The 23,936-nt window shown below is 68.9% G+C and carries 21 protein-coding genes and 4 pseudogenes; 13 read left to right on the top strand and 12 right to left on the bottom strand.

Features of this window, described 5'->3' with window-relative positions; translation table 11 throughout:
* Positions 1-104: 104 nt before the first annotated feature.
* Together FGF04_RS37625 and FGF04_RS37620 are read right to left on the bottom strand one after the other, a co-directional pair.
* Positions 105-980, bottom strand: a complete 876-nt coding sequence (locus FGF04_RS37625; RefSeq protein WP_149515883.1) for a hypothetical protein — start codon at positions 978-980, stop codon at positions 105-107.
* Positions 977-1,312 (bottom strand): PadR family transcriptional regulator, encoded by a 336-nt coding sequence (locus FGF04_RS37620; protein ID WP_149515882.1) that lies wholly within the window; start codon positions 1,310-1,312, stop codon positions 977-979. The genes FGF04_RS37625 and FGF04_RS37620 overlap by 4 nt, the downstream gene beginning before the upstream one ends.
* 481 nt (positions 1,313-1,793) lie before the next feature.
* Between FGF04_RS37620 and FGF04_RS37615 the strand changes: the two genes are divergently transcribed.
* Genes FGF04_RS37615 through FGF04_RS37605 form a run of 3 tightly spaced genes read left to right on the top strand, consistent with a single transcriptional unit; the run spans position 1,794 to position 4,103 of the window.
* Positions 1,794-2,738: an SDR family oxidoreductase gene (locus tag FGF04_RS37615; RefSeq protein WP_149515881.1), complete on the top strand. Its 945-nt coding sequence runs from the start codon at positions 1,794-1,796 to the stop codon at positions 2,736-2,738.
* Entirely contained in the window at positions 2,735-3,160 is a 426-nt protein-coding gene (locus FGF04_RS37610) for an ester cyclase (protein ID WP_149515880.1), read from the top strand. Before FGF04_RS37615 ends, FGF04_RS37610 begins: the two co-directional genes overlap by 4 nt.
* Positions 3,161-3,185: 25 nt before the next feature.
* On the top strand, positions 3,186-4,103 hold the full coding sequence (locus FGF04_RS37605) for an NADP-dependent oxidoreductase (RefSeq protein ID WP_149515879.1): 918 nt from the start codon (positions 3,186-3,188) through the stop codon (positions 4,101-4,103).
* Positions 4,104-4,302: 199 nt separating this feature from the next.
* On the opposite strand, the gene FGF04_RS37600 is transcribed toward FGF04_RS37605, so the two are convergent.
* Positions 4,303-5,169 carry a helix-turn-helix transcriptional regulator gene (locus tag FGF04_RS37600; RefSeq protein WP_188114398.1) on the bottom strand — a complete coding sequence of 289 codons (867 nt, stop codon included), beginning with the start codon at positions 5,167-5,169 and terminating at the stop codon, positions 4,303-4,305.
* Between the two features lie 506 nt (positions 5,170-5,675).
* Between FGF04_RS37600 and FGF04_RS37595 the strand changes: the two genes are divergently transcribed.
* The 6 genes from FGF04_RS37595 (at position 5,676) to FGF04_RS37570 (ending at position 12,420) form a co-directional block, all read left to right on the top strand.
* Positions 5,676-6,623, top strand: coding sequence for a polyphosphate polymerase domain-containing protein (locus FGF04_RS37595; protein ID WP_149515878.1), 948 nt, complete (start codon positions 5,676-5,678; stop codon positions 6,621-6,623).
* A complete protein-coding gene (locus tag FGF04_RS37590) occupies positions 6,620-7,297 on the top strand; it encodes a DUF4956 domain-containing protein (protein ID WP_149515877.1) in 678 nt (225 codons plus the stop codon). The genes FGF04_RS37595 and FGF04_RS37590 overlap by 4 nt, the downstream gene beginning before the upstream one ends.
* Complete coding sequence (locus tag FGF04_RS37585; RefSeq protein WP_149515876.1) at positions 7,297-8,970, top strand: CotH kinase family protein; 1,674 nt, start codon at positions 7,297-7,299, stop codon at positions 8,968-8,970. The genes FGF04_RS37590 and FGF04_RS37585 overlap by 1 nt, the downstream gene beginning before the upstream one ends.
* Before the next feature lie 180 nt (positions 8,971-9,150).
* A complete protein-coding gene (locus FGF04_RS37580) occupies positions 9,151-9,906 on the top strand; it encodes a response regulator transcription factor (RefSeq protein ID WP_408055718.1) in 756 nt (251 codons plus the stop codon).
* Positions 9,903-11,591 (top strand): HAMP domain-containing sensor histidine kinase, encoded by a 1,689-nt coding sequence (locus FGF04_RS37575; RefSeq protein ID WP_188114397.1) that lies wholly within the window; start codon positions 9,903-9,905, stop codon positions 11,589-11,591. The genes FGF04_RS37580 and FGF04_RS37575 overlap by 4 nt, the downstream gene beginning before the upstream one ends.
* A complete protein-coding gene (locus FGF04_RS37570; protein ID WP_149515875.1) occupies positions 11,560-12,420 on the top strand; it encodes a fumarylacetoacetate hydrolase family protein in 861 nt (286 codons plus the stop codon). The genes FGF04_RS37575 and FGF04_RS37570 overlap by 32 nt, the downstream gene beginning before the upstream one ends.
* 913 nt (positions 12,421-13,333) lie before the next feature.
* On the opposite strand, the pseudogene FGF04_RS37565 reads toward FGF04_RS37570, so the two are convergent.
* Positions 13,334-14,170, bottom strand: a pseudogene (locus FGF04_RS37565) (transposase family protein).
* 187 nt (positions 14,171-14,357) lie between these two features.
* Here FGF04_RS37565 and FGF04_RS37560 point away from each other — a divergent pair.
* A pseudogene (locus FGF04_RS37560) lies at positions 14,358-14,704 on the top strand (transposase); the annotation flags it as partial.
* Between the two features lie 17 nt (positions 14,705-14,721).
* Here FGF04_RS37560 and FGF04_RS37555 read toward each other — a convergent pair.
* Positions 14,722-15,924 (bottom strand): IS110 family RNA-guided transposase, encoded by a 1,203-nt coding sequence (locus FGF04_RS37555; RefSeq protein ID WP_149515874.1) that lies wholly within the window; start codon positions 15,922-15,924, stop codon positions 14,722-14,724.
* Between the two features lie 231 nt (positions 15,925-16,155).
* On the opposite strand from FGF04_RS37555, the pseudogene FGF04_RS37550 reads away from it, so the two are divergent.
* Positions 16,156-16,626 (top strand): annotated as a pseudogene (locus tag FGF04_RS37550) (IS5 family transposase); the annotation flags it as partial.
* An 11-nt stretch (positions 16,627-16,637) separates the two neighbouring features.
* Positions 16,638-17,608: pseudogene (locus FGF04_RS42260) on the top strand (ISAzo13 family transposase); the annotation flags it as partial.
* 228 nt (positions 17,609-17,836) lie between these two features.
* Here the strand turns inward: FGF04_RS42260 and FGF04_RS37540 are convergent.
* From FGF04_RS37540 to FGF04_RS41770, 5 genes are all read right to left on the bottom strand, one after another.
* Positions 17,837-18,460 carry a class F sortase gene (locus tag FGF04_RS37540; RefSeq protein ID WP_188114395.1) on the bottom strand — a complete coding sequence of 208 codons (624 nt, stop codon included), beginning with the start codon at positions 18,458-18,460 and terminating at the stop codon, positions 17,837-17,839.
* A 101-nt stretch (positions 18,461-18,561) separates the two neighbouring features.
* Positions 18,562-18,954, bottom strand: coding sequence for a hypothetical protein (locus FGF04_RS37535; RefSeq protein ID WP_149515873.1), 393 nt, complete (start codon positions 18,952-18,954; stop codon positions 18,562-18,564).
* A gap of 123 nt (positions 18,955-19,077) precedes the next feature.
* Positions 19,078-21,150 carry a sensor histidine kinase gene (locus tag FGF04_RS37530; RefSeq protein ID WP_149515872.1) on the bottom strand — a complete coding sequence of 691 codons (2,073 nt, stop codon included), beginning with the start codon at positions 21,148-21,150 and terminating at the stop codon, positions 19,078-19,080.
* Positions 21,137-21,907 (bottom strand): response regulator transcription factor, encoded by a 771-nt coding sequence (locus FGF04_RS37525; RefSeq protein ID WP_235882702.1) that lies wholly within the window; start codon positions 21,905-21,907, stop codon positions 21,137-21,139. Before FGF04_RS37525 ends, FGF04_RS37530 begins: the two co-directional genes overlap by 14 nt.
* A gap of 46 nt (positions 21,908-21,953) precedes the next feature.
* A complete protein-coding gene (locus FGF04_RS41770) occupies positions 21,954-22,085 on the bottom strand; it encodes a hypothetical protein (RefSeq protein ID WP_268893807.1) in 132 nt (43 codons plus the stop codon).
* Positions 22,086-22,243: 158 nt separating this feature from the next.
* Here FGF04_RS41770 and FGF04_RS37520 point away from each other — a divergent pair, with 158 nt between their 5' ends.
* Complete coding sequence (locus FGF04_RS37520; RefSeq protein ID WP_328596480.1) at positions 22,244-22,702, top strand: DUF6283 family protein; 459 nt, start codon at positions 22,244-22,246, stop codon at positions 22,700-22,702.
* A gap of 10 nt (positions 22,703-22,712) precedes the next feature.
* On the opposite strand, the gene FGF04_RS37515 is transcribed toward FGF04_RS37520, so the two are convergent.
* Together FGF04_RS37515 and FGF04_RS37510 are read right to left on the bottom strand one after the other, a co-directional pair.
* A protein-coding gene (locus tag FGF04_RS37515) for an IS5 family transposase (protein WP_408055719.1) occupies positions 22,713-23,650 on the bottom strand; the annotation gives its coding sequence in 2 pieces (ribosomal slippage) (positions 22,713-23,206 and positions 23,206-23,650; 939 coding nt in all).
* A gap of 94 nt (positions 23,651-23,744) precedes the next feature.
* Positions 23,745-23,936, bottom strand: a 192-nt coding sequence (locus FGF04_RS37510; protein ID WP_149509104.1) for a transposase, incomplete at its 5' end; no start/stop codon positions are given.

Below are 23,936 nucleotides of genomic sequence, written 5' to 3'. Positions count from 1 at the left end.
GCCTGGTGGGAGGGGGAGGTGGAGAGGCCGAGTCGGTGGCGGCGGCATGAGAAAGCCGGCCGCCCCGTCGGGTGGGGCGACCGGCCGAACGAACGGAGGGCGGGTCAGTACCGGCGGCGTACCGCCTGGAAGAACGCCGTCAACGCGGCGGCGACCGGKAGGAAGAGGAGCATGCCGAGGACGGGCAGCACGGCGAGCCAGGCGTCCGTATAGGCATGGGCGAGCAAGGGCGGAGAGGCCAGGGCCATCACGCCGATCTCGCGCAGACCCGAGGAGTGGGCGCGGACGGCGAGGACCGCCCCGGTGAAGGCGAGGACCAGCATCGGCCAGGCGCCGTAGTCCGTGGTGACCGCGAAGGCCCGGGTGTCGACGACGACGACGGGAAACCACGCCACGGTGGCCATGGCTCCGGCGGCCGCGGACAGCCTCCTGTCACCACGTCGATCCGGAGGGCACGCCAGGACGACCGCGAGGGCCAGCAGCGCCGCGACCGGAGGGGCAACCCCCTCGCCGTACAGATGAGGGGTGACCGCCCACTGCGCCGCCGTCCCCAGCAGCCCGCACGCGGCCACGCCCGCCCCCAGTGTCCAGCGGCCGGTCAAGGCGATGACCGCGCCGACGCACACCAGGACGGAGAGCAGCACATACAGGATCCACGTCCCCTCCATGGCGGCGAGCTGCACCTGCACCGGCGCGGGCGAGAGGACAAGGCCGGCGTACCAGCGCGTCAGCCGCAACCCGCTGTGCACGGCGGCGGTCGCCAGCGCGAACGGGGCGGCCATGGCGAACAGTTGGCCCGCCGGCGAGGCCGAGTCCAGCCGCAGTCGTACCCGCAGGGCGTGCGCGGCCAGGTCGGCGTCCGCGCGCAGCCGCGCCGCACGCGGCAGGTCCGCCGTCATCTCCCGGTGCACATCGACGATCTCCTGCCCGTGAGCGGCCCGGTAGGCGGCCGGATACAGGCGGACCAGAACATCGATCACGTCAGCGCCGTCGTGCCGTCGGCCAGCCGCCGCCTGACCTCCCGGGCAGTGGCGGCCAGCCGCTCCGCCTCCTCCTCCAGCCTCTCCCGCCCGGCTGGAGCCAGGGCGAAGATACGCCGCGCCCTGCCGCCCACCACTTCTTCACGCTCGACCTGGATCAGCCCTTCCGCCAGGAGCCGGTCCAGCGCCCCGTAGAGCGCCCCGGTACGCGGCACCACCCGGCCCTCGGTCATCGCCTTGACCTCCTGGGCGGCGGCATAGCCGTGACGCGGCGCATTGGCCAACGCCGTCAGCAGTAGCAACGCCAGCTCCTGCATCCCTCGCTCACTCATACCGACAGAGTATTCCGCCCGACGGACGGTCAGGGACAACGGCAGTTCCAGGCGACAGCCCTGCCGGTCGCCGGAGGCGATGGAAGGCGATGAAAGGCGATGAAAGGCGTGGTCCCCTCGCGTCTTGGGCGGTTCGGCAGTCCTGACGGTCTCGCCATGAGCCGCGACGCATGAGGGTGGTGATGCCGTCACCAGTGTGAGCGACGCCTTCTCGCACCGCCCGCCGCAATGGACTGTTGATTCCGCAAGCTCGGGACCAGCAGAAAGGCGCAACAGCCGTGGAGTCCCATCAGACGGCGTTCACCACCGGCAGGTCCGAGGAGCGGATCGCTTCCACGGCCGCCGTGACGCCAGGGGGCGGCTCGACGGCCGTGCATCTCGCGGACCTCGTCGCCCACCTGGCCTCTCCCGCCTCCGGACGGGGCGACCGCCAGGTCATCGGAACCATCCGACCCATCGGAATCAATGGAGGAACCGTCTGATGTCCACCACCGAGCGATCCGACGGCCTCGTCGTCATCGTCACCGGAGCCGGCAGCGGCATCGGCCGCGCCGTCGCGGTGGAACTGGCCCGCGCAGGTCACATCGTGTACGCCGGGATGCGCGACCTGGACGGCCGCAACAGCCGACGGGCCGAGGACCTGCGCGAGCTCGCATCCGCCGAGAACGTGCGCCTGACGGCGCTCGAACTGGATGTGCTGTCCGAACCCGGCTGCCGCAGCGCCGTCGACGTCGTCCTCGGCGAGCACGGGCGGATCGACGTCGTGGTCAACAACGCCGGCATGCTGATGACCGGCGTCGCCGAGGGGTTCACCCCGGACCAGTTCCTGCGGATCCTCGACACCAACGTGGTGTCCTGGCTGCGGGTCAACCGCGCGGTGCTCCCGGTGATGCGCCGCCAGGGCGCAGGGACGCTGGCCTACATCAGCAGCACGACCGCCCACCTCGCCGAGCCGTTCATGGCGACCTACGTCGCCAGCAAGGCCGCGGGCGAGTTCCTCGCGGAGTCGATGGGCCTGGAGGTGGCACCTCTGGGCATCGACACCGTGATCGTCGTACCGGGCGCCTTCACCGAAGGCACCGAACACTTCGCGCACAGCAACCCGCCCGCGGACGCGGCCGTCGTCACCCAGTACGCCGGCCTGCCGGAGCGGGCCGCGCGGATCCCCGAGCGCCTGCACGCCATCGGCCTGGCGAACGACGCCTCGCCCGCGCAGGTGGAGTCCGTCGGCCGGGCTCTGGCCGAGGTGCTCAAGAAGCCCCGGGGCGAGCGCCCCCGCCGGGTCGTGGTCGACGCGCAGCACAAGGGCGTCGAGGAGCTCGACGCCGTACGCGCGGCCAAGCAGCTCACGTTCTTCCGTCACCTGGGCATCGACGACCTCCTCACGGTCGCCGTGCCCACCACCCCCATCGAGGAGAAGCGATGACACGCACCATCGAGGACCTGATCGGAACCTTCTACGCGGCGTTCAGCGGCAAGCCCGAACTCCTCGACGACATCGTCGCCGAGGACTGGGACGACATCCCGCTGGGTCCGGGCCAGGACCCGGGCCGGGCCGGCGCCGCTCCGCTGATCAAGGGCATCGGCGCGGCCTTCGACGACTTCCGCGTCGTGGTCCACCAGATCGTCGACGGCCGGGGCCCCGACGGCAACGGGTTCGTCGGCGTACGCGGCGAGATGCGCGGCGTGCACAGCGGCGAGACCTTCGGCGTCGCCGCGACCGGGCGGGAGTTCCGGATCCGGATCCACGAGTTCCACGAACTGGCCGACGGGCGCATCGTCCGCACCTGGCACCTGGAGGACTGGCTCGCATGGTTCCGGCAGGTCGACGCCTCGCCCACCCACTGACGCAACGACACGGGAGAACACACCCATGAAGGCATTGCAGTACACCGCATACGGTCGCGGCCCGGTGGTCGGTGACGTTCCCGAGCCGGTCCCCGGGCCGGGCGAGGTCCTGGTCCGGGTCGCGGGAGCGGCCCTGAACCCGCTCGACGTCAAGATCGGCGCGGGCCACGTCCGGGAGTACTTTCCGATCACCTTCCCCTCGACCGTGGGCACCGATCTCGCGGGTACGGTGGAGCGGCTCGGATCCGGTGTGACGGGCTGGAGCGTCGGCGACGCAGTGATCACCCGCACCGACCCGACCGCCGGTGGAGCCGTCGCGGAATACGCCGCGGTCCCGGCGACGGGTCTGGTGGCGGCGCCGACCACGATCCCGCTCGACGCCGCCGCCGGCCTGGCCACCGCCGCGGCGACCGCATGGCAGGCGGTCACCGAGATCGCGGAGCTGAAGTCCGGCCAGAAGGTGCTCGTGCACGCAGGCGCCGGCGGCGTCGGCAGCTTCGTCATCCAGCTGGCCCGCCGCGCCGGTGCACATGTGGTGACCACCGCGTCCGGTGCCGCTGCCGAGCTCGTCCGGAAGCTCGGGGCCGATGACGTCATCGACTACACCGGCGTCGACTTCCGCACCGCGGTGTCCGATGTCGATGTCGTCGTCGACGCGGTCGGTGGTGAGACCGAGGCCCGGTCGCTCGATGTCCTCAAGCCGGGTGGTCTGCTGGTCAGCCTCCCCGTCCCGCCGGACTTCGAGCGTGCCGCGGCTCGCGGACTCCGCGCCGAGTTCCTCTTCCACGCTTCCGACGCCGAGCGGCTGGCGAAGGTCGTCGCCGTGGCGAACGAAGGCTTCGAGATCGTCGTCGACCGCACGGTACGGCTCAGCGGTGCAGCGGACGCGTTCGACCACCTCGCCCGGGGCCACGCCAAGGGCAAGGTCATCGTCCGGCCATAACGCACCGCGGCCGTCGGGATGGGGGAGTCGGGGCGAGGGGCTCCCTCCCCCGGGACCTCCCTCGTCCCGACGGCTTTTGGCCCAGACACGGTGGCGGTCCCCCTCCACGATCCACGATCCGCGGCACACCGCCGTCGTCGGTCTCGAACACGCGGTGATGGTCGGTCGCCCGGTGGAAGGGGCAACCAGCACGCCGTGCTCAGCGAAGAGCCGACCCGCTCTGCTTCGCAGCCCCGACGTCCTGGCTGCCCAGGACGGCGAGCAGTTTCAGCTTCTCCGCCGAGTCGCCGCCCACCGGGGCGGTGAACCACAGCAGCCGCTGCGAACCGTCCTCACTCAGCAGGCTGAGGCAGTCGAGTTCGATCGCGCCGAGGTCCGGGTGCATCAGCCTCTTCCGGTCGGCCCGACGTACGGCGACCTCCTGATGAGCCCACAGGTCCGCGAACTCGCTGCTCATTGAGACCAGCCGCCGGATCAGTCCGCGCACTTCAGCGTCGCCGCCGCGGCGGGCAGAGACCGCCCGCAGGTCGGCCACGAAGACCCGCGACTGGTGATCGTGTTCGTCCGGGTGGTACCGCAACCGGGCCTCAGGGTCGGTGAACCAGCGGTACACGAAGCCGGCCTCGACGCCCTTCTTCCTGGGCACCGGTCCGAGCAGCGCGGCAGCGAGGCGGTTCTGCACCAGCGTCGCGTGCAGGTCGGTGATCACTGCCGCCGGGGTGGTCGGCAGGCGTTCGAGCAGATCGAGCATCCCCGGGTGGACGTGCGCCGACGGTCCGTGCCGCGGTGGCAACGGACGACCGGCCAGATGGTAGAGATGCGCACGCTCGTCCTCCGTCAGCCGCAGAGCCCGTGCGAGCGCGGCCACCATCTGCTCGGACGGCTGCGCGCCCCGGCCCTGCTCCAACTGGTTGTAGTAGTCGACCGAGGCGCCGGCCAGGACAGCCACCTCGTCGCGGCGCAGCCCGGGCACCCGGCGTCGTGCCGACTCGGGAAACCCCACCTCGCCGGGGCGGATGCGATCGCGCCGCGACCTCAGAAACTCACCGAATGCAGCCAGATCCATACCGGTCATTCTGGACCGACCCGCCGCGCCGAGGCAGGCGACGCTGCCACCACCCTCGCGCATCGCGATGTCCGACCTCATGAGCCGCCGTCGCCTCACCGGCGAAGCAGCGCCGGATCGACCCGGGACAGAGCGGCAGGTCCCGGCTGCGGATCGCCGCTGCGTACGCCCGCTGCAAGGACCGCAAGGACCGCGCGCCTGCGGACCCGTCACGGTGCTTGAGACAGAGCTCGCCTCGTACGGCGGCGTCAGGCCGCTCTCCGAGGAACCGCCCGCCGGGGCCCTCGGCCCTGAAAACGGCGCTCCCGCGACGAGCGGACAGCGGACAGCGGACAGCGAACCTGCCGAGCAAGCCGGGCAAGCCGCGAGCTCGTCGTCGTGCTGCGTTCACCTTCGGGCCACCTCGAAGTCTCCTGAAATACACCCACGATTCTCATGTGCTCCTCATGTGCCGTTGGTTGCGTGTGCATCGCCGGTCGGTCCGCAACGTATGAGCAAGGAGGCGCATGGTGTTCCTGTCGAAGGCAGCCGCGGCGCGTGAGGGCCGCGCGAAGGAAGCCCGCGGAGAGGACGGCGGGGGAACGGGGAGCGACAGCGAGGAGCCGTTGCATGTGGCCAGCCGGCTGCACGCGTTCAACCGGTTCGAGCTGAAGTACCTCGTCCCGGTCGACCAGGCCGCGGACATCCGGGACGAGCTGGCCGAGCGGATGGACACCGATCCGTACAGCCCGGTCGGCGGGTACGGCGTGTGGAGCCTCTACTACGACACCCCGCAGCTCCGCTTCTACTGGGAGAAGATCGAGGGTCTGAAGTTCCGCCGCAAGCTGCGCATCCGTCACTACGGGAACCTCGACGGGGTCACGGACGAGTCGCCGGTCTGCGTGGAGATCAAGCAGCGCGTCAACCGGGTCACCCAGAAGCGCCGCATCACCCTGCCCTACGGCGTCGCACGGCAGCTGTGCGACGGGCGGGAGATGGTGGAGCACTCGGCGAAGGAGAGCGCCTTCGTCCAGGAGGTCCTCGAACTCGTCATCCGGCTGAACCTGCAGCCCACCGCCATCACCGGCTACCAGCGTGAGGCACTCGTCGGGCGGACCACGGACACCGGTCTGCGGGTCACCTTCGACCGCCGCATCCGGGGCCGGGACCGGGACTTCCACTTCGGCCTCGACACGCCGGAGAACCGGTTCACGATCCCGCCGCACCTGTCGGTCATGGAGATCAAGGTGAACGAGCGCACCCCGCACTGGATCACCGATCTGGCCGCGCGGCGCAACCTCAATCTCGTACGCATCTCGAAGTACGTGCAGTCCATCGAGGCGTTCGGGCTCGCGCCGCGCTCGGTCTTCCACGTCGATGAGGCGGACTGTCCGCCATCCACCCCCTCTGAAGAACCGCCGCTGCAGCAGCGGCCGGCGCAGCACGATGCGTCGTTGAAGGTAGGAGCACAGTGAATTTCGATCTGCAGGAACTCAGCGGCACGTTCAGCGTGGCCGATGTCGTGGCGGCGATGGCGCTGTCGTTCATCTTGTCCACGGTGATCGGGTACACGTACCGGTACACGCACCGCAACGTCTCCTACAGCCAGTCCTACGTGCAGACACTGGTGATCGTCGGCATGATCGTGGCCCTGATCATGCTGGTCGTCGGCTCCAACCTGGCCCGCGCGTTCTCGCTGGTCGGCGCCCTGTCCGTGGTCCGCTTCCGCAACGCGGTCAAGGAGACCCGGGACGTCGGCTTCATCTTCCTGGCCATGGCGATCGGCATGGCGTGCGGTGCCCGCTTCTACACCCTGGCCGCGGTCGGCGCCGTGGTGATCTGCGCGGTCGTCCTGGTGATGTTCAAGTTCAACTGGTTCGCGCTCAACGTGCAGCGTCAGGTCGTCAAGGTGCAGGTCCCGGCCGGGGACGACTACACGCCGCAGATCCGCGACGTCCTGATCAAGTACACCTCCGAGTTCGAGCTGGTCAGCACGGAGACGATCCGCGGTGGCGCCCTCAACGAGGTCTTCTACACGGTGCGCCTGAAGAAGGGCGCCGAGCCCGGTGACCTGGTCAGCGCGTTGCAGGAACGCACCTCCGGACAGCGGGTGACCGTCCTCACCGGCTACGACACCACGGACCTGTGATGAGCGGCGCGACCTCCGCGCGGCGCGGGCGGCGCCTGCGGGACCGGGTGCCCGTCCGGCTGCGCCATCACTGGAAGCCGGCCGCGTCGCTGGGCGTCGGGCTCGCCGCGATGGTCTGGTTCCTGGGTGACGCGCGGATCTCCCCGTACGTGACCTCGTCCTCCCGGGTCGAGGCCGACGCCATCACCGAGAACGTGCGGGGGACCGTCGGCCTGTACGACACATCGGTGCAGCACACGATCCAACTCGCCTATCAGCAGACCGACTTCGACAAGATGATGAAGGAGTTCAAGGAGGACGGCACCAAGGACTACATCGAGGCCGACCTCACCATCGACGGGGTCCACCTCAATGATGTCGGGATCCGTCTGAAGGGGAACTCCACTCTGTCGTCCCTGCGCGGCAACAGGGGCATGCCCGGTGGCGGCCGGGACCTGCCCGAGGGCGTGCAGGGCGCTCCGGCCGGCGGCGCCCCCGGAGGCGCCGCCGGCGACGGGGATGGAGCGGGTGGCGGGGGCGGAGCGCCCAAGGGCGGCGGCACCGGTGGTGCCGATGCCAAGGGCGGCGGCACGGGTGGCATGGGCGGTATGGGAGGCATGATCCAGTACAACCTCTCCGCTCAGAAGCCCGAGGAACTGCCCTGGCTCGTCAAGATCGACGAGTACGTCGAAGGCCGCGCCTACCAGGGCGAACGGGAGATCTCGCTGCGCCCCGGCAGCAACGGCCAGGTGCCGCTCAACGAGGCGCTGTCCCTGTCCCTGACCGACAGAAGCGGGCAGAAGGCCGAGCGCTACGCCTTCACCGAGCTGAAGGTGAACAACCGGCCGGCCGCCGCACGTCTCATGGTCGAGGCACCGGACACCGACTACGCCGAGGACATCGACGGCGGTGACGGTGTGATGTACAAGGCGCGGGCGGGCGGCAGCTTCGAGTACCGCGGTGACGATCCCAGTGACTACGAGAGTTCCTTCAAGCAGCTCAACAAGAAGGGCAGCCAGGACCTCGAACCGGTGATGAAGTTCATCAAGTGGGTGAACAGCGCCTCGGACGAGGAGTTCGCGAAGAACCTCGACACGTATGTCGACGTCGATTCGCTGGCTTCCTACGTCGCCTCGCAGAACCTGCTCCTCAACTTCGACGACATGGCCGGACCGGGCAAGAACTACCTGCTTTGGTACGACCTCGACACCAAGAAGTTCTCCGTCCTGGGCTGGGACTACAACCTGACCTTCAGCGGAGACGCGACAACCGGACCGGACGACTCGGTCGGCATGGGCGGCGGAATGCCGGGTGGCATGGGCGGCGGCATGCCTGAGGGCGCACCGGAAGGGATGCCCGAAGGTATGCCTGGGGGAACGGCTGGCGGTCAGGACGCCGACGAGGGCGGTCAGGACGCCGGCGGCGGTATGCGTGGTGGCATGATGCAGCACGCCTTGAAGACCAAGTTCCTCGCCTCCGACGCCTTCGACGACGTGTACCAGAAGGCGTATCGCGACCTGTACCAGCAGTTCTACGGCTCCGGGACGGCGACCGAGGTGCTGGAGGACATCGGGAAGCAGGCACGTTCCGCGGGCGTCGGCTCCCAGGAACTGGACACCGCTGTGACCAAGCTCCGGAAGACCGTCACCGACCGCACCACGGCTCTGGCCGAGGACAAGAAGGTGACCGGCTGAGCACGCTGACACCCCTGGGTGCGCCGGTCCTGAGGCAGGCGTCCCGGGGGTGTCAGAACCAGACCGTTCTGATCAGATTTCCGCCTTGATGCACAGAATCCCTGTCTACCATCGCGCCGTGCGGCCGGGGCTCGCCCGCCGCTGCTCGCTCTCTCCGTCCGTGTCCCGAGGTGTCCGCACGTGATCGACTCACACATACCCGCGCGTGCGGCCCAGGCCGGTCACACCGTCCTGGTCGTGGAGGACGACTCCAGCATCCGCACCCTGCTCACTTCCGCGCTCGGCGCGGCGGGCTACCTGGTGACGAGTGCCGCGGGCGGGCAGGAGGCCATGTTCGAGGCCGGCAACCGCCGGCCCGACCTGATCGTCCTGGACGTGATGCTGCCCGACACCGACGGATTTCAGCTCACCCGCGACCTGCGCGCCGCGGGTGTCTACACCCCGGTGCTGTTCCTCACCGCCCGGAGCGATGTCGAGGACCGCATCATCGGCCTGAGCTCCGGCGGCGACGACTACGTGACCAAGCCCTTCCACGTACAGGAAGTGCTGCTGCGCATCCGCGCGATACTCCGTCGCAGCGGCACACCCACCGCGCACGGCGGCGGTGCCCACGAGCCCCTGCGCTACGCCGACGTCACGCTGGACGAGAACACCCACGAGGCCTGGCGTGCGGACCGCCCGCTGCGTCTGTCGCCGACCGAGTTCCGGTTGTTGGCCTGTCTGCTGGCCCAGCCCGAGCGCGTGCTGGAGAAGGCAGAGATCCTCCAGCAGGTGTGGCGCTACGACTTCTCGGGCGACACGCGCATCGTCGACACGTACGTCAAGACTCTGCGCCGCAAGATCGACCGCGACGCACCGCCGCTGATCCACACCGTGCGCGGCGTCGGCTACTGCCTGCGGCTGCCGCGCGACCAGAGCACGGCAGCCCTGCGGTGAAGAGGTTCCACCCTCCGCGCCCGCGCTTCCTGAAGAGGTTCCGCCTTCCGCGTCCGCGCTCCCTGCGTGCCCGTCTGGTCCTCATCGCCGGGCTGCTGGCCACCAGCGCGGTCCTGCTGTGCCAGCTGGCGGGCCTGATGGTGCTGCGGGGCTGGCTCACCGACCAGGTGGACGAGCGGCTCGCCCACTTCCGTCCGCCGGACCGTGTCTACCAGGATCTGGCCGAGAACGGCACGCTGCGGCCGCCGAGTTCGAACAACACCCTGCCCTCGGACTACCGCGTCTACTTCTACGACGAGGACGGCCGTCTGCTGCGTACCTTCCTGGGATCCGGCACCGATGCCGGACCCCGGCTGCCCCGACAAGCGGCGGAACTGGACCTGACCCCCGGGCGCCCGAGCACCGTTCCGTCCGACGGAGACGATGCGGGATCAGGTTGGCGCGTGGTCTCCTACACGGGTCCGGACCGGATGCCCTCCGTTGTCGCCCTGCCCCTGGACACGGTGGACGGTGCCACCACCAAACTGCTCTGGGTGAGCCTCGGGCTCGGCGTCGCGGTCGCCGTCGGCGTGGTCGTCCTGGGCAACGGGGCCGTCCGCCTGGGCCTGCGCCCGCTCTCGCGCGTCGAGAGCACCGCACAGCACATCACCGGAGGCGCCCTCGAACTCAACGTCCCCGTCACCGACCCGGACACCGAGGTCGGCAGACTCGGCCTCGCCCTCAACACCATGCTCGACCGGCTGCGCACGGCACTGCACCGCACCGAGACCTCCGAGCAGCAGCTGCGCCGCTTCCTGGCGGACGCCGGCCACGAACTGCGCACCCCACTCACTGCCATTCAAGGATTCGCCGAACTTCTCCTCGACGAACCGGACATGGCGGACCACCGACGTCATGAGTCGTACGCGCTGCTCGCCCACAACGCCGACCGGATGAGCCGCCTTGTCGACGATCTGTTCCTCCTCGCCAAGCTCGGCGAAGGAGCCGAAGGAGCCGAAGCAGGCGAAGACGGAGAGGGAAGCGGAACCCGCGGAACCCGCGCCGCACACGCCGCACACCGCGAACCCGTGGATCTGCTCTCCCTGGCCGCCGACGCCATCGCCACCACCGCCGTACGCCATCCCCACCGCCGCATCACTCTCGGACCGCTGATCAGCCATCCGGCGGACCCCGGTGCCGAAGGCGACCTCGACATCATCGAGGTGCCCGGCGACCCGCACCAACTCGCCCAGGTCCTCGGCAATCTGCTGTCCAACGCCTGCCTCCACACCCCGACCGGCGCCCACGTCCACGTCCGGGTCGGCACCACCCGCGTCGCCGCCGCCCCGAAGAGCCTGAGCAACGGTCCGCCCTTCCCGCCGGGCACGCCCGTCTGCGCCATCGAGGTCGCCGACGACGGCCCCGGCATCAACCCTGACGAAGCCGGCCACGTCTTCGACCGCTTCTACCGGGCGACACCGCCGGAGCCGTGCGGCGAGGCGGACCGGGACACCGCCCCTGGGACCGCCTCCGGGAGCGGTCTCGGACTGGCCATCGCAACCGCCATAGCGACCGCGCACGGCGGCCGCCTCGAACTGGACAACCGGCCCGGGCACGGTTGCACCTTCCGGCTGCTCCTGCCCGCCCCGACCACCGCGCCGAAGGAGGACACCGATGCGGCTCACCACCGTCCGGCTCACCCGTGACCGCACCGCCGCCGCACGTATGGACAAGAGACATCTCACGCTGCTGGCCCACACCGACGTGGGCACTCTGATCGCGTCGGGCCCGGACTGGGTGCGGCATGCGGCGGCCGATACCGCCGAGCGGCTTCCCCTCAAGGACGCGACACCGGCGGAGCGGCTGTACTCACCGGCCAGAGTCATCCGGGTGGAACGGAACTACCCCACACGTACCAAGGAGTTGGGCGTGCACCGTCCGTCGGCACCGTCCGCACGCGTGACCCGCCCGGGCGCCATCACCGGCGCCCGGACCAGCATCCCTCTGCCCGCCTCCGAGGCCGGTACGAGCTGGGGATTCGAGCTCGGGGTCGTCATCTCGCGCGGCGCACACCACATTCCCGCGTCCTCCTCCTTGCGCCACATCGCCGGCTACGTCGTCATCGGCCACCTGGACGCGACCGGCGATGCCACGAGGCAGCCGAACCGCGCACCCGTGACGTCAACTGGTCCCTTCGACGCCGTTCTCCTCCTCGGGCCGACGCTGGTCACCCCCGATCAGTTGCCGCCCGGAGGACGAGGACTCACCGTCACCGCCACGCTCGACGGCCGCCTGGTCCAGAAGGCCAACACCTCCGAGCTGTACTTCGACGTCGCCACCCTGGTCGCCCACGCCAGCACGCTCGCCCCCCTGCGCCCCGGCGACCTCATCGCCACCGGCACACCGGGCGGCACGCACGGCCACCGGCTGGCACCTGGCCAGCACCTCGCCGCCGGTATCAAGGGCCTGGGGGACATCAACGTCAGTGTCACCGCCGAGGCCGCACAGCAACCGCTCCCCTCCAACCGCTCTTGACGAGAACGGGAGGAAGCGGGAGCCGGGGTGCAGGCCGGGCCCGGTCCGGAGCGGGCTTCCGGAGAGGCGCCTGACGGGCCGAAGCCAGGTCAGGCGCCTCCTTTCAGGCGTCTGGAAGGAGCCGAGCTTCTTCGGCGAGTACGACACCAGAAGGTTCTTCGTCTGCTGGTGGGACAGCGGCGACGTATCGCTAACCTGCGTATTTGGCGACCATGGACAGCTTGTCGGAGTCGTTGGCCCGGGAATGGCCCGGATCTTGCTTCATTCGGGGCGGTCGCCTGGTGTCAGCCAGTGGCTGGGCTCTGCGGTAACTGTTCGTACTCCCGGTCAGGCAGTGGTACCGGTGGCCAACACCGCCCTGCACGTTGCTACTTCGTGCTTACGTGTATCGGCCGTGGCTGCAGGCGGTGAGTTGTCCCGGAAGGGGCCGGCGCGTTCCGTGACCTGCTGCGATAGACCGGTTCAACTTGCTGACCTGTGCGAATGACCTTTCGTTTGTTCCACACTTGTGCTTGTTGTTGCGGGCCGAAGTCCCAGGGCGCCCGCTGCTCGTCGTTGCTGTCGTCGGGAGTTGCTCTTTCATGCTGAGGAAAATCAACTGAATGAAAACAGCTACCCGGCCCGGTAAAGTCCCAGCTCAGCAAGTGTCGACCCCGCACCCGCGGGGATGCTCCGACGAGGGCGAGCAGGGCGAGGACGCCGGCGGTGTCGACCCCGCACCCGCGGAGATTCTCCGAGCTTCCGGGCCAAGCATGATGAGACCCGCGCGTCGGCCTGTGCCCGCGGGGATTTTCCTCTGTTCGCCCGCGGCACGGCGGCGGAATTGGCATTGACCCTGTACCCGCAGGGATCGCCCTTACGAGTTGGTGCGTGATAGCGGGTGAGGCGTCTTGGGCTTGGTCGTGGCCTGTTCTCAGTTGTTGTGGGTGCGGTCGGAGACGAGGTTGGCGATGGCGCGGTAGGCGTCGGGCAGTCGGTCGCGGCGGTGCGTCCAGCGGGTGAGTTGCTTCCAGCGTTTGTGGTCGGCGAGGGCGTGTTCGACGGTGATGCGGTCAGAGGAGTGCCAGTGACGCTCGCGTTCCCACTGCTCAACCCTGCTGGGCGGTGCTCCGGGACGCGGTTTTCTGGGCGGGGTGATCGCTTGCCCGCGGTGGTCGCGGCTCAGGCCGAGGTAGCCGTCGTCCAGCAGGACCTCGACGTCGGGGAAGTGCTGGAAGCAGTCGGCGATGCCTTCGTTGCGGGCGGCCGTGGCGTCGTGCATGCGTCCAGGTCGCAGGGCATCGGTCCATAACGTGCGGCCCCGCCAGTCGGCGATCACGGTGGCCTTCATCGTGTTCTGTTTCTTCTTGCCCGAGACGAACGCGCGCCGGCCACCACGGCTGGCCGGTGGCCGGCGGACCTGGATCTCGGTGGCATCCAGCCTCAGCTCGATTCCCTCGGCCTGGGCGTAGGCGAACACATCGGTCAGCGTCCGAAGCCGCAGGCCGGGACGGTCGGGGACCGCGCATCCCCGCGCGGCCAGCAGCGGTCATATCTCTGTGATCGCGCGGGTGATGGTGGAGCGGTCGACGCCGAACAGCAGGCCCAGTACCGCGTGCGGCAGGTCGTGGCGCAGATGGATCAGCGTGGCCACCAGCCGGTCGACAAACACCAGCTGGTGACGGGCCCCGGCACCTTCCGCCCGCTTCCTGGACCCACCCCGCGCAGCATGACGGCGACCTTCGACACCGGCCTGCCACGGCACCGCCAACTACTCGATCAGACAGGCGAGATGACGCCGAGAGATGCCCGTGAACAGCCGATGCGCCAGCACCGCCCGATTGACCATGATCGCCACACCCGGATCATGCCACCAGCCAGGTACAACACCTCACCCGCTATCACGCACCAACTCGTAAGACGGTGTCCTACGTGGTGAGGCGGACGTAGAATCCGGTATGGGGCGGGGAACTTGGAGTTGGATCATTCCGGATGGATTGTGGGAGATCGCGGAGCCGCTGATCCCGCCATCGAGGGTGCGTCCGCAGGGCGGCGGGACGCAGGACACACCTGACGAGACGCTGTTCGCGGCCATCATCTATGTATTGGTCAGTGGCTGTGCCTGGCGGGCCTTGCCGCCGTGCTTCGGCATTTCGAAGTCCACTGCGCACCGCCGGTTTTGATCTGGTCCAGAGCCGGCGTCTGGGGCCGGTTGCACCAGGCCGTGCTGCACCGGCTCGACGGCGCCGGCCTCGTCGACGTCACCCGCGTCGTTCTCGACACCGCTCACGTCCGGGCAAAAAAGTGCCTCTATGGCTTTCGTCAAGCCGTAGCTGGGGTGGGCGGTTGGTAGAAGGTGCCGTCACGGAGCATGGCGAAGAGGACGTCGATGCGACGTCGGGCAAGGGCTATGAGAGCGGCGATGTGATGTTTCCCCTCGCGCCGTTTGCGGTCATAGTAGGCACGTGACTCAGGCTGGGAGAGCGAAGCGAACGCGGCGAGGTAGAAGGCCCGTTTGAGTTGTTTGTTGCCGCGTTTGGAGGGGTGCTCGCCGCGGATGGACGATCCGGAACTCCGGGTCACGGGTGCCAGGCCGGCGTAGGCGGCGAGATGCCCGGCTGTGGCGAAGCCGCTGCCGTCGCCAACGCCGATGACGATGCGGGCTGCGGTCCTGACCCCGATGCCGGGCATGGAGATCAGGACTTGGGAAAGAGGGTGTGCCTCCAGGAGTTCCTCGATCCGGGTGGCCAGGAGTTTGCGCTGGTCAAGGACGGACTGGAGAGAGCTGGCGAGGTTGGGGACGATCAGCGCGGCAGCATCGGTGCCTGGAACGACGACAGTCTGTTCGTCGAGTGCGGTGAAGATGTCCTCGACCAGGCGCTCGGCCATCCGCGGGGCCTTCGGCCGCATCAAGGTGATCAACCTTCGCTTTCCGGCTTTGCGGATCTGGGCCGGTGAGCCGAACTGGTCCAGCAGCTTGAGCACAGCCGGGTGCTGGATCCGTGGGCCCAGGACACGCTCGAGCGCCGGGTGGATCTGGGTGAGCAGGCCGCGGAGCCGGTTTGCGGTCCGGGTGGACTCGCCCGCCAGGTCGTCGTCGAACCCGGCGATCATGGCGAGCTCGGCGACGGTCTCATCGTTGGGGTCGATCGTCCGCAGAGTGTGGGGCATCGTTCTCGCGGCGTCCGCGATGATGAAAGCGTCACGGGCGTCGGTCTTGGCCTCACCAGGGTAAAGATCGGCGATCCGCCGCATCGTGAGTCCGGGCAGGTAGGCGACCTGGCAGCCCGCATCCCTGGCGACTGCAAGGGGCAGAGCCCCGATGGAAGCTGGCTGGTCAACGGCGACAAGCACCGTTCCGTGCTTGGCCCGGAGCTTGTCGAAGATCTCCCGCAGCTTCGACTCACTGTTGGGCAACGGCTTGTCGAACACCTTCTTCCCAGCAACATTGACGGCAGTGGCGTGGTGTTCGCCCTTGCCGACATCCAGTCCCAGATAGATGCCGACGCCAGTTTCGTCCACCATGTCCTTCGCTCCCGTACTTGTGCCCTCCCCTGCGGCATCAGCGTGCCGGCATCCACGTTACGAAGAGACTGCCTTCCCCGGTCCAGGTTCGACGCTCGGGCCTCTAATCAGCGGTCTGCCAATGCCTCCGATCCCGGTGACACCACTTTTTCGATCATCGTCGACGAGGGGGAGAAGTCATGCCGGGGCCGAAGGCCGGGAGCCTCATCGCGAGGCCATGAAGAAGGTAACGGGGGCGAACACACAGGTCCGAGTCCCGTGGACCGGCGTAAGCCGGGTACCAAGATGCACATCCTGTCGGACGCGAACGGACTGCCTCTCGTCGTCGGGATCTCGGCCGGCAACGTCCACGACAGCGAGGGCCTGAAGCCCATGATCACGGGTCACCAAACGCAACACGACCCCTACCGCGGCCGGTACTTCAAACCCCAGCGACTCCACGCGGACAAGGCGTACGACGTGCCCCACCTGCGCAGATGGCTGTGGGGAAAGCACATCGGCGTGCGCATTGCCCGCAAGGGAATCGAGTCCAGCGAACGATTGGGACGTCGCCGCTGGGTGATCGAGCGCACCCTGTCCTGGCTGTCCGGCTACCACCGCCTCAGCCCTCGCTACGAGCGCGATCCCCGCAACTACCTGGCCTTTCTCGGTCTCGCCGCCGCCCTGTGCTGCTACAAACGCCTCGTCCGCCTCACCACGTAGGACACCGTCTAAACACCGGCTGGGTCAGTGTCGGCACCGATCACGACACCGCCGCGTTCGCCGTCGCCTCCATCCGCCGCTGGTGGCAGGCCCGCGGCCGGCACGATTACCCGGCCGCCACCCATCTACTGATCACCGCGGACGCAGGCGGGTCCAACGGCTACCGCACCCGCACCTGGAAGACCGAACTGGCAGCCTTGGCCGCCGAGACCGGCCTGGACATCACGGTCTGCCACATGCCGCCGGGCACCTCGAAGTGAAACAAGATCGAGCACCGGCTGCTCTCCCACATCTCCATGAACTGGCGCGGCCGCCCACTGACCAGCCACGACATCATCGTCAACAGCATCGCGGCAACCACCACCCGCACCGGACTGACCGTCCACGCCGAACTCGATCCGGGCACCTATGACACCGGCATCAAGGTCACCGACAGCGATATCGACGCTCTGCCCATGCACCGGCACCGTTTCCACGGCGACTGGAGCTACACCCCCACCCCCGACCGCACGACCCCAGCAACGCAGCCACTGCCTCACGGCCAGCCAGCGGCCCACCCTCGCAGCCCTGCACCAGCTACCTGCGCAACTCAGAGCTGACCGGCGTGCCTGAACCGGCGCTGGACGAACTCATCAGCCAACTGGCCAAGAAAATCAACACGTTGCGTGAGAAAGGACGGCTCCAGCAGCGAGGAGGCGAACGCATTCGTGCTCGGGGCGGTGGAGACAAGGACAAGCTGACCACCGCCGACAGAGTCCTGGCCACCGTGCTCTACCTACGCAAAATCGGCACCCACGACCTCCTCGCCCAGCGCTTCGGAGTCAACACCAGCACCCTCACCAGGGCCGTTCACCAAGTCCAGCCCCTCCTGGCTGAGCACGACTGCACCATTCCACCCTCGACAGCCAGGTTCCGGACACCCGCTGACATCACCGCGTTCCTCGCCAACAGCAGCCCTACGAAGATCAAACCAGCATGTTGATTCTCTGCGAGCCCCAAGGACGGCGTCGCCACGCATCCACATCGCCCGGCGGTGGTCACTGGCGGCGCAGGCGAGAGAGGTAACGGCCTCCAAGCAGTCGCGGTGGATCTCCTCGCCGTGGCTGACGGGTACCGACCGTTCGGCGGTCCGCTCCTGGAACTGGCCGCTGGCTTTCGAGCTGCGGACGTTACTCGTAACGACAGGGCGAAACGGACACGCCTACGGCCCTCAGCTCGCTGTCGCGTACACGATGAGGTTGTCGACAGGGTGCCCCTGCGCGTCGAAGTCGCCGTCGCACGTGATGAGCCGTAGAGCACGTTCCTGGGTCGGCCCGTAGACCTTCTCCGTCGGGAAGGCATTCTTGGCGACGCTCTCCGTGGCCGTGACGGTGAAGTGGAGGGCTTTTCCCGTCTTGTCGGTGACGGTGATGTCCGCACCCTCCTTGACCTTCTTCAGGTCGTGGAAGACGGCCTCGCCGAAGCGGGTGTCGTTGTGGCCGATAATGACGGCCGCGCCGATCTCACCGGGCACCGCACCACCCGTGTACCAGCCTGCGGTCATCCCTTCCTCGGCCGGCGGGACCTGGACCGTCCGGTCTGTGTTGAGGCCCAATTTCATCAGCGAACTGGTGATCCCCACGGACGGAACGGCCACCTCGGCAGGGGCCGCCGGAGCGTCGGCCGCAGGCCGCTCGGGCTTCGGAGCGCCCGACGCGGCGGCGGGGGCGGTCGGGGCGCCCCGGACCGTCGGGTCGGGGTCGGACGAACAGCCGGTGAGCAGGGTGACGAGGGTCAACAGGGTGAGGGTCGCGAGGCGGGCCCGGGACAGGGCCGGACGGTGTGTAGGGGGCAACTCGGGCTCCAGAACAGGGTGCGAGGGTTCGCCGGAACGCACAGGGCGCCGCCCGGTGAAGGGCGGCGCCACCGTTTCGTACGAGAGGTCGTGCTGCCGGGTCAGCCTTCGCGGCGGGCGGTGGTGCGGCGGCGCAGTACGTAGGTGCCGGCTCCCGCGAGCAGCAGCGCGCCGGTGGCCGAACCGATGAGCGTGCCGGTGTTGTCGTCCTGGGCGGGGGCCTCGCCCGCGGCGACACCGCCACGCGGGTAGTCCTTGCCTCCGGCTTTCCGGGCTTCGGCGGCCTTCCGGGCCTCGGCCTCCTTGCGCGTCCTGGCGTCCTCGGCCTTCTTCTTCGCCAGGGCCTCCTTGTCGGCCGGGGTCGAGTCGGTCGCGCCCGGCGTCGGAGTCGGATCGGTGGCGAAGGCCGCAGTGGCCGGGACGAGCAGCGCGCCGGCCGCGACGCCGGTCAGGACAGCGATGCGCAGCGGGCGCAGGGTGAGACGGCGGGACATGTGAGAGCTCCAATTCCAGCCCGGCTCGGTCGTTCCTGGTTGCCGATCCGCACCAGGTTCCGGGCATGGCTTCACCCTGCAGGCCACTTGTGAGGAAACTGTCAGAGCGCTGTCGTCATCCCATCAGGGTCGTTCGGGGCCCTGCGGCTTCCGTGACCCGGTTGTCGGCAACCGCAGGGTGAAGGTGGCCCCCTCCCCCTCCGTGCTCGCCACGTCCACCGTGCCGCCGTGGGCCTCGGCGAGCTTGAGGACGATCGCCAGGCCGAGGCCGCTGCCGCCGGTGCTGCGATTGCGGGACTTCTCCGCCCGCCAGAAACGGTCGAACACGTACGGGAGGTCGTCCGCCGGAATGCCACTGCCGGTGTCGGACACCTCCACGGCGATCTCGTCCCCCGGGTCGGTGACGTACCGGCGCAGGGTCACCGTGCCGCCGGCCGGGGTGTGGCGCACCGCGTTGGAGAGCAGGTTGCTGACGGTCTGCCGCAGCCGTACGGGGTCGGCGTCGAGGAGCGGGTGAGGGGTGCCCGGCGGCAGTGTCAGGACCGTGAGGGTGACGCCCGCCGTCTCGGCCAGCCCCTGGTGCGCGGCGGCGACCTGGCCGAGCAGCTCGTCGATCCGTACCGGCTTGCGGTGCAGCCGCAGGGCGCCCGCGTCGGCCGCGCCCAGGTCCTGGAGGTCGTCGATGAGGTGCTGGAGCTGCACCGCCTCCTCCAGGAGCGAGGAGACGAACGCGGGGTCCGGCACGGCCAGTCCGTCGTGGGCCGCCTCCAGCCAGCCCCGGATGTTGCTCAGCGGCGTTCGCAGCTCATGGGCGACATCGCTGACCATCACCTTGCGCTGCTCCTCCAGGCGGGCCCGGTGCGCGGCCATGTCGTTGAAGGCCGCCGTCAGCCGCCCGATCTCATTGTCGGAGACAACGGGCACGGGCACCGGCGTCGCGTCCAGGCCCTCCCGCATGCGCTGGGCGGCGCCGGTGAGCGCGTGCAACGGGTGTACGAGCCTGGCTCCGGCAAGCACCGAGGCGCCGACGGTGAGGGCGAGGACCAGGGCGGTGACACCGGCAATGCGTGCGGTGTTGGCGTGGGAGAGGTCGAAGCCGGGCACGCCGGCGGCACCGGGGCCGTCGATGAACAGGAGTGCGGGCTCGGCGACATAGCCCGTGAGCTGTTCCCGGCGGGCGCTTTCGACACAGTTGGCCACGGCCCGGTCGTACGCGCTGTCGCGGATCTCGGCGGGGGCGTAGTCGAGTGCGTCGCCGGAAGCCGCTTTGCGTTCGGCCGTCGCGGCGTCCTGCGCCTTCTTGGCGGCCAGGGCCTTCGCCTCCCGTTCGCTGAGGCCGTCCTCGGCGCCGGAGACCGCATCGTCCCGCCCGTATGCGTAACTCCGGTCCCAGGACAGGTCCAGGTTCAGTTTCACGCCGGTGCGACCCTGCCGTTTCAGACAGGCGTCAGCCAGTTGGTTGAGGGCGTTCAGGGCCTTCCGCTCGGTCGCGGTGGGACCGACCGGGTAGGACGCGAAGCACTTGGCCTCCGTGTCACGGTCGGTGACGCTGTCGGTCCCCCCTTCGGTCTCGTCGCTCACGAACTGGACGCGGGGCCGTCCGCCCGGGCTCTCGACGACGTCGGCGGCGATACCCATCCGGTTGAGGCACTCCACCCTCCCAGCGGCGGCCTTCCGCAGTGCGTCGTGTTCCTTCGCGGGCAGCCGGAAGGGCCCCACGGCCCGTGGATCGACACGGTCGGCGCCGGCCCTGGCCGCGTCGGTCACCAGCACGGTGTCGACGGAGCGTGGGTCCACGACCGCCGAGGCCTGCTGAGCGAGCAGACCGTCGGACGAACCGCCGCCCGCTGAGCGCGAGTCGGCCGAGTCCACGAGCGGGCGCCGGCCCGGCGTGGTGAGCACGATCCGGCGCCCGGACTCCAGGGCCAGATCTCGCACGGTGGTGTCGGCGCCGTCCCAGTCGGGGTGGGTGGCCGCATAGCCGAGGAGGGTGTCGTAGATCTTCGCGTCGGACTTGAGGCTCTGCCCCTGCTCCTGGCGGATCGCGACGGAGGTCGTCTGCACGGCCAGCCAGGCGGTCGCGGCGACCGAGCACGAGGCCACCAGCGCCGTCACGGTCAACAGCCGCCCCGCCAGGCTCTTGCGCAGCGGCAGCCGGGCGGCCCCCGCTGCACCTCCCTTGTCAGGGCGACGCATGGCGCACGTTCTTCGCGGGGTCCGTGAGTTTGTAGCCGACGCCGAAGACGGTGATGAGGCGGGCCGGCCGTCGTGGGGCGCGCTCGATCTTCTTGCGCAGGTTCATGACGTGCACGTCTACGGTCCGGCCGCTGATGTACTTGTCGAAGCCGTGCAGCTCGCCCAGAAGCTGTGCCCTGGTGAAGACCCGGCCGGGCTCGGCCGCCATCGCCGCGAGGAGACGGAACTCACCGGGCGTGCACTCGACGGGCGTCCCGGCGACCGACACCTCGTGCCGCGAGGGATCGACCCTGAGCACGCCGACCGTCAACACCTCGTCGTCCGGGGCCGCTTCGGGCTCCGAGACGGGAGCGGAGGGCGGTACGGTCGCTGGAGCCGGGCCGGGGCCGCGCCGGTTGCGGCGAAGCAGAGTCCTTATCCGGGCGGTGAGTTCACGCGGACTGAACGGCTTGGTCATGTAGTCGTCGGCGCCGAGGTCGAGGCCGAGCAGCAGATCGTCCTCGGTGCTGCGGGCCGTCAGCATCAGCACCGGCACCTCCCGGCGTTCGGCGCGCAGGATCCGTACGACGTCGAGACCGTCGGCCCCGGGCATCATCACGTCGAGGACGACCAGGTCGGGTTCCTGGTGCCGGACTGTCTCGAGAGCTGTCCGGCCGTCCTCGACGACCGTGACGGCGTGACCCTCGTGCTCCAGGTAGCGGCGCACCAGTTCGGCCTGCTTCGCGTCGTCTTCGGCAACCACAATGTTTGCGCACACGCCGCAGATCGTAGCGACCGTCGGCGCCGGAAGGTCGCAAGTGTCCTTACCGTGACGGCGGTTCGGTGGTGGGCACCAGGGCGACCCGGCGGGCGGCCAGCAGCCGCACCGTGACCCCCACCGCCCGGTCCCGCCACTTCCCCGCGCCCGTTGCATCGGCGGAGCCCGCGTTGTCCAAGCCTTCGAGGTGAGGCGGGTGCGCGGTCAGGTGCGCAGCGAGCAGACGAGCATGCAGGTGAGCGTCGACCTGGTGGATCCGGGGCCACGACCGTAGCCGCTCGGCGAGCGGGAGGCCGGCTGCGGCGTCTGCCGCGGCTAGAGAGTGACTCCCCGATCATGGCTCTCGGCCATACTGGCTGTATGTCCTCGTCGCTTCGGCCTCCTGCGCAGCGTCCCTGCGAGAGCTGTCCTTATCGGCGTGATGTGCCTGCGGGGATCTGGACCAGTGAGGAGTATGCGAAGCTCCGGCGTTACGACGCCGACACTCCTGATCAGCCCACGGGGCTGTTCCAGTGTCATCAGGCCGATGCGGACAGTGCTGTCCGGCGCGTCTGCGGCGGATGGGCTGGATGCCACGAGGGCGAGCAACTGCTCGCCCTGCGCCTCGCGCTGCTCGACGGCCGCATCGATACCGCCACGTACAAGGCTGTCGTCGAGTACGTGTCGCCGGTGTCGCTGTTCTCGTCGGGCAGCGAGGCAAGAGCTCATGGTGAATCGGGCATCGAAACACCGGATGAGCAGGCCCGCCACCTGATCAACAAGATCACTCGGACGCGCAACGACCTCGTGCAGTAGAGGTTCTTGGTCAGGAACGGAGCCAGATGAGGAGGGCGGCCGCGATGACGGTGCCGAGGTAGACGTGTCGGCGTTTGTCATAGCGAGTGGCGACGGCTCGAAACTGCTTGATCTTGTTGATCGCTCGCTCGACGGTGTTCCTCGCTTTGTACCGGGTCTTGTCGAAGCCCGGCGGTCGGCCGCCGTCTGAACCTCGGTGCCAACGGGCGGTTCTGGAGTCGCTCTTCTCCGGGATCACGTGCCGGATGCCGCGTCGGCGCAAGTAGTTACGGATCAGGCTGTTGCTGTACGCCTTGTCGGCACCGACGCTGTCCGGCAGTCGCCGTGGCCGGCCCGCGCCGAGTCGCGGAACACGGATCTTGTCCATGACCGCTTCGAACTGCGTGCAGTCCGCCCGTTGTCTGGGTGTGAGGACCAGGGAGAGCGGGCGGCATCTGCCGTCTGCCGCCAGATGATTTTTCGTAGTCAGCCCCCCGCGGGAGCGGCCGAGGACCTCACCGGCCGCTCCGCCTCCTCCAGGAACAGACGCCGGAGCATGTGCGCGCGCAAGTGAACTGATTTCTGCAGGGCTCCTTTTGAGGCATGCGGGGGTGCTGGTGGCGGATCGGTCGGGGCGCCGGCGGCGTGCTGGTGGGCCCGGATCGAGGTGGAGTCGACGTTGATGTTCCAGTCGATGTCACCCGCTGCGTCGGCGACGGCCTGGACGTGCTGGAGCAGTCGTTCCCAGGTGCCGTCGGCCGACCACCGGGCATGGCGCTTGTGGATGGTCTGCCATGGGCCGAAATGCTTGGGCAGCTTGCGCCACTGGCAGCCGGTGCTGAGCCGATGAATGATCCCATTGATCACCTGCCGGTGATCCCGCCACCGGCCACACCGGTTGTCACTCCTGGGGAGCAGCGGTTCAAGCACTGCCCACTCGCCGTCCGTGAGGTCTCCCCTACTGAGCATGATCAAAACAACGAGTTACTGATCGAGGAGACACCCCCTAAGGGTTGTCCCGTAAATGATCTACGGCATGCTCGGTGACCTGCTGGTTTCTGCGTCACCCGGCGAGGGCGAGGTTGTGCAGGCGGGCGATGCCGAGCGTGGCGTGGTGAACGCCGTCGCCTTTCAGGCGGCAGTCGCGGAGGATCTTCCATCCCTTCATGCGGGCGAAGACGTGCTCCACGCGGGCGCGGACCTTGCGGTGCGAGGCATTGTGTTCCTCCTTCCAGGCCGGGAGTTCGGCCTGGCC

Origin of the sequence: Streptomyces apricus (assembly GCF_008369065.1) — a bacterium.
Classification (GTDB): Bacteria; Actinomycetota; Actinomycetes; order Streptomycetales; family Streptomycetaceae; genus Streptomyces; species Streptomyces apricus.
The sequence above is the reverse complement of the archived record's forward strand: the minus strand, read 5'-3'. Positions and strand labels throughout refer to the sequence as shown.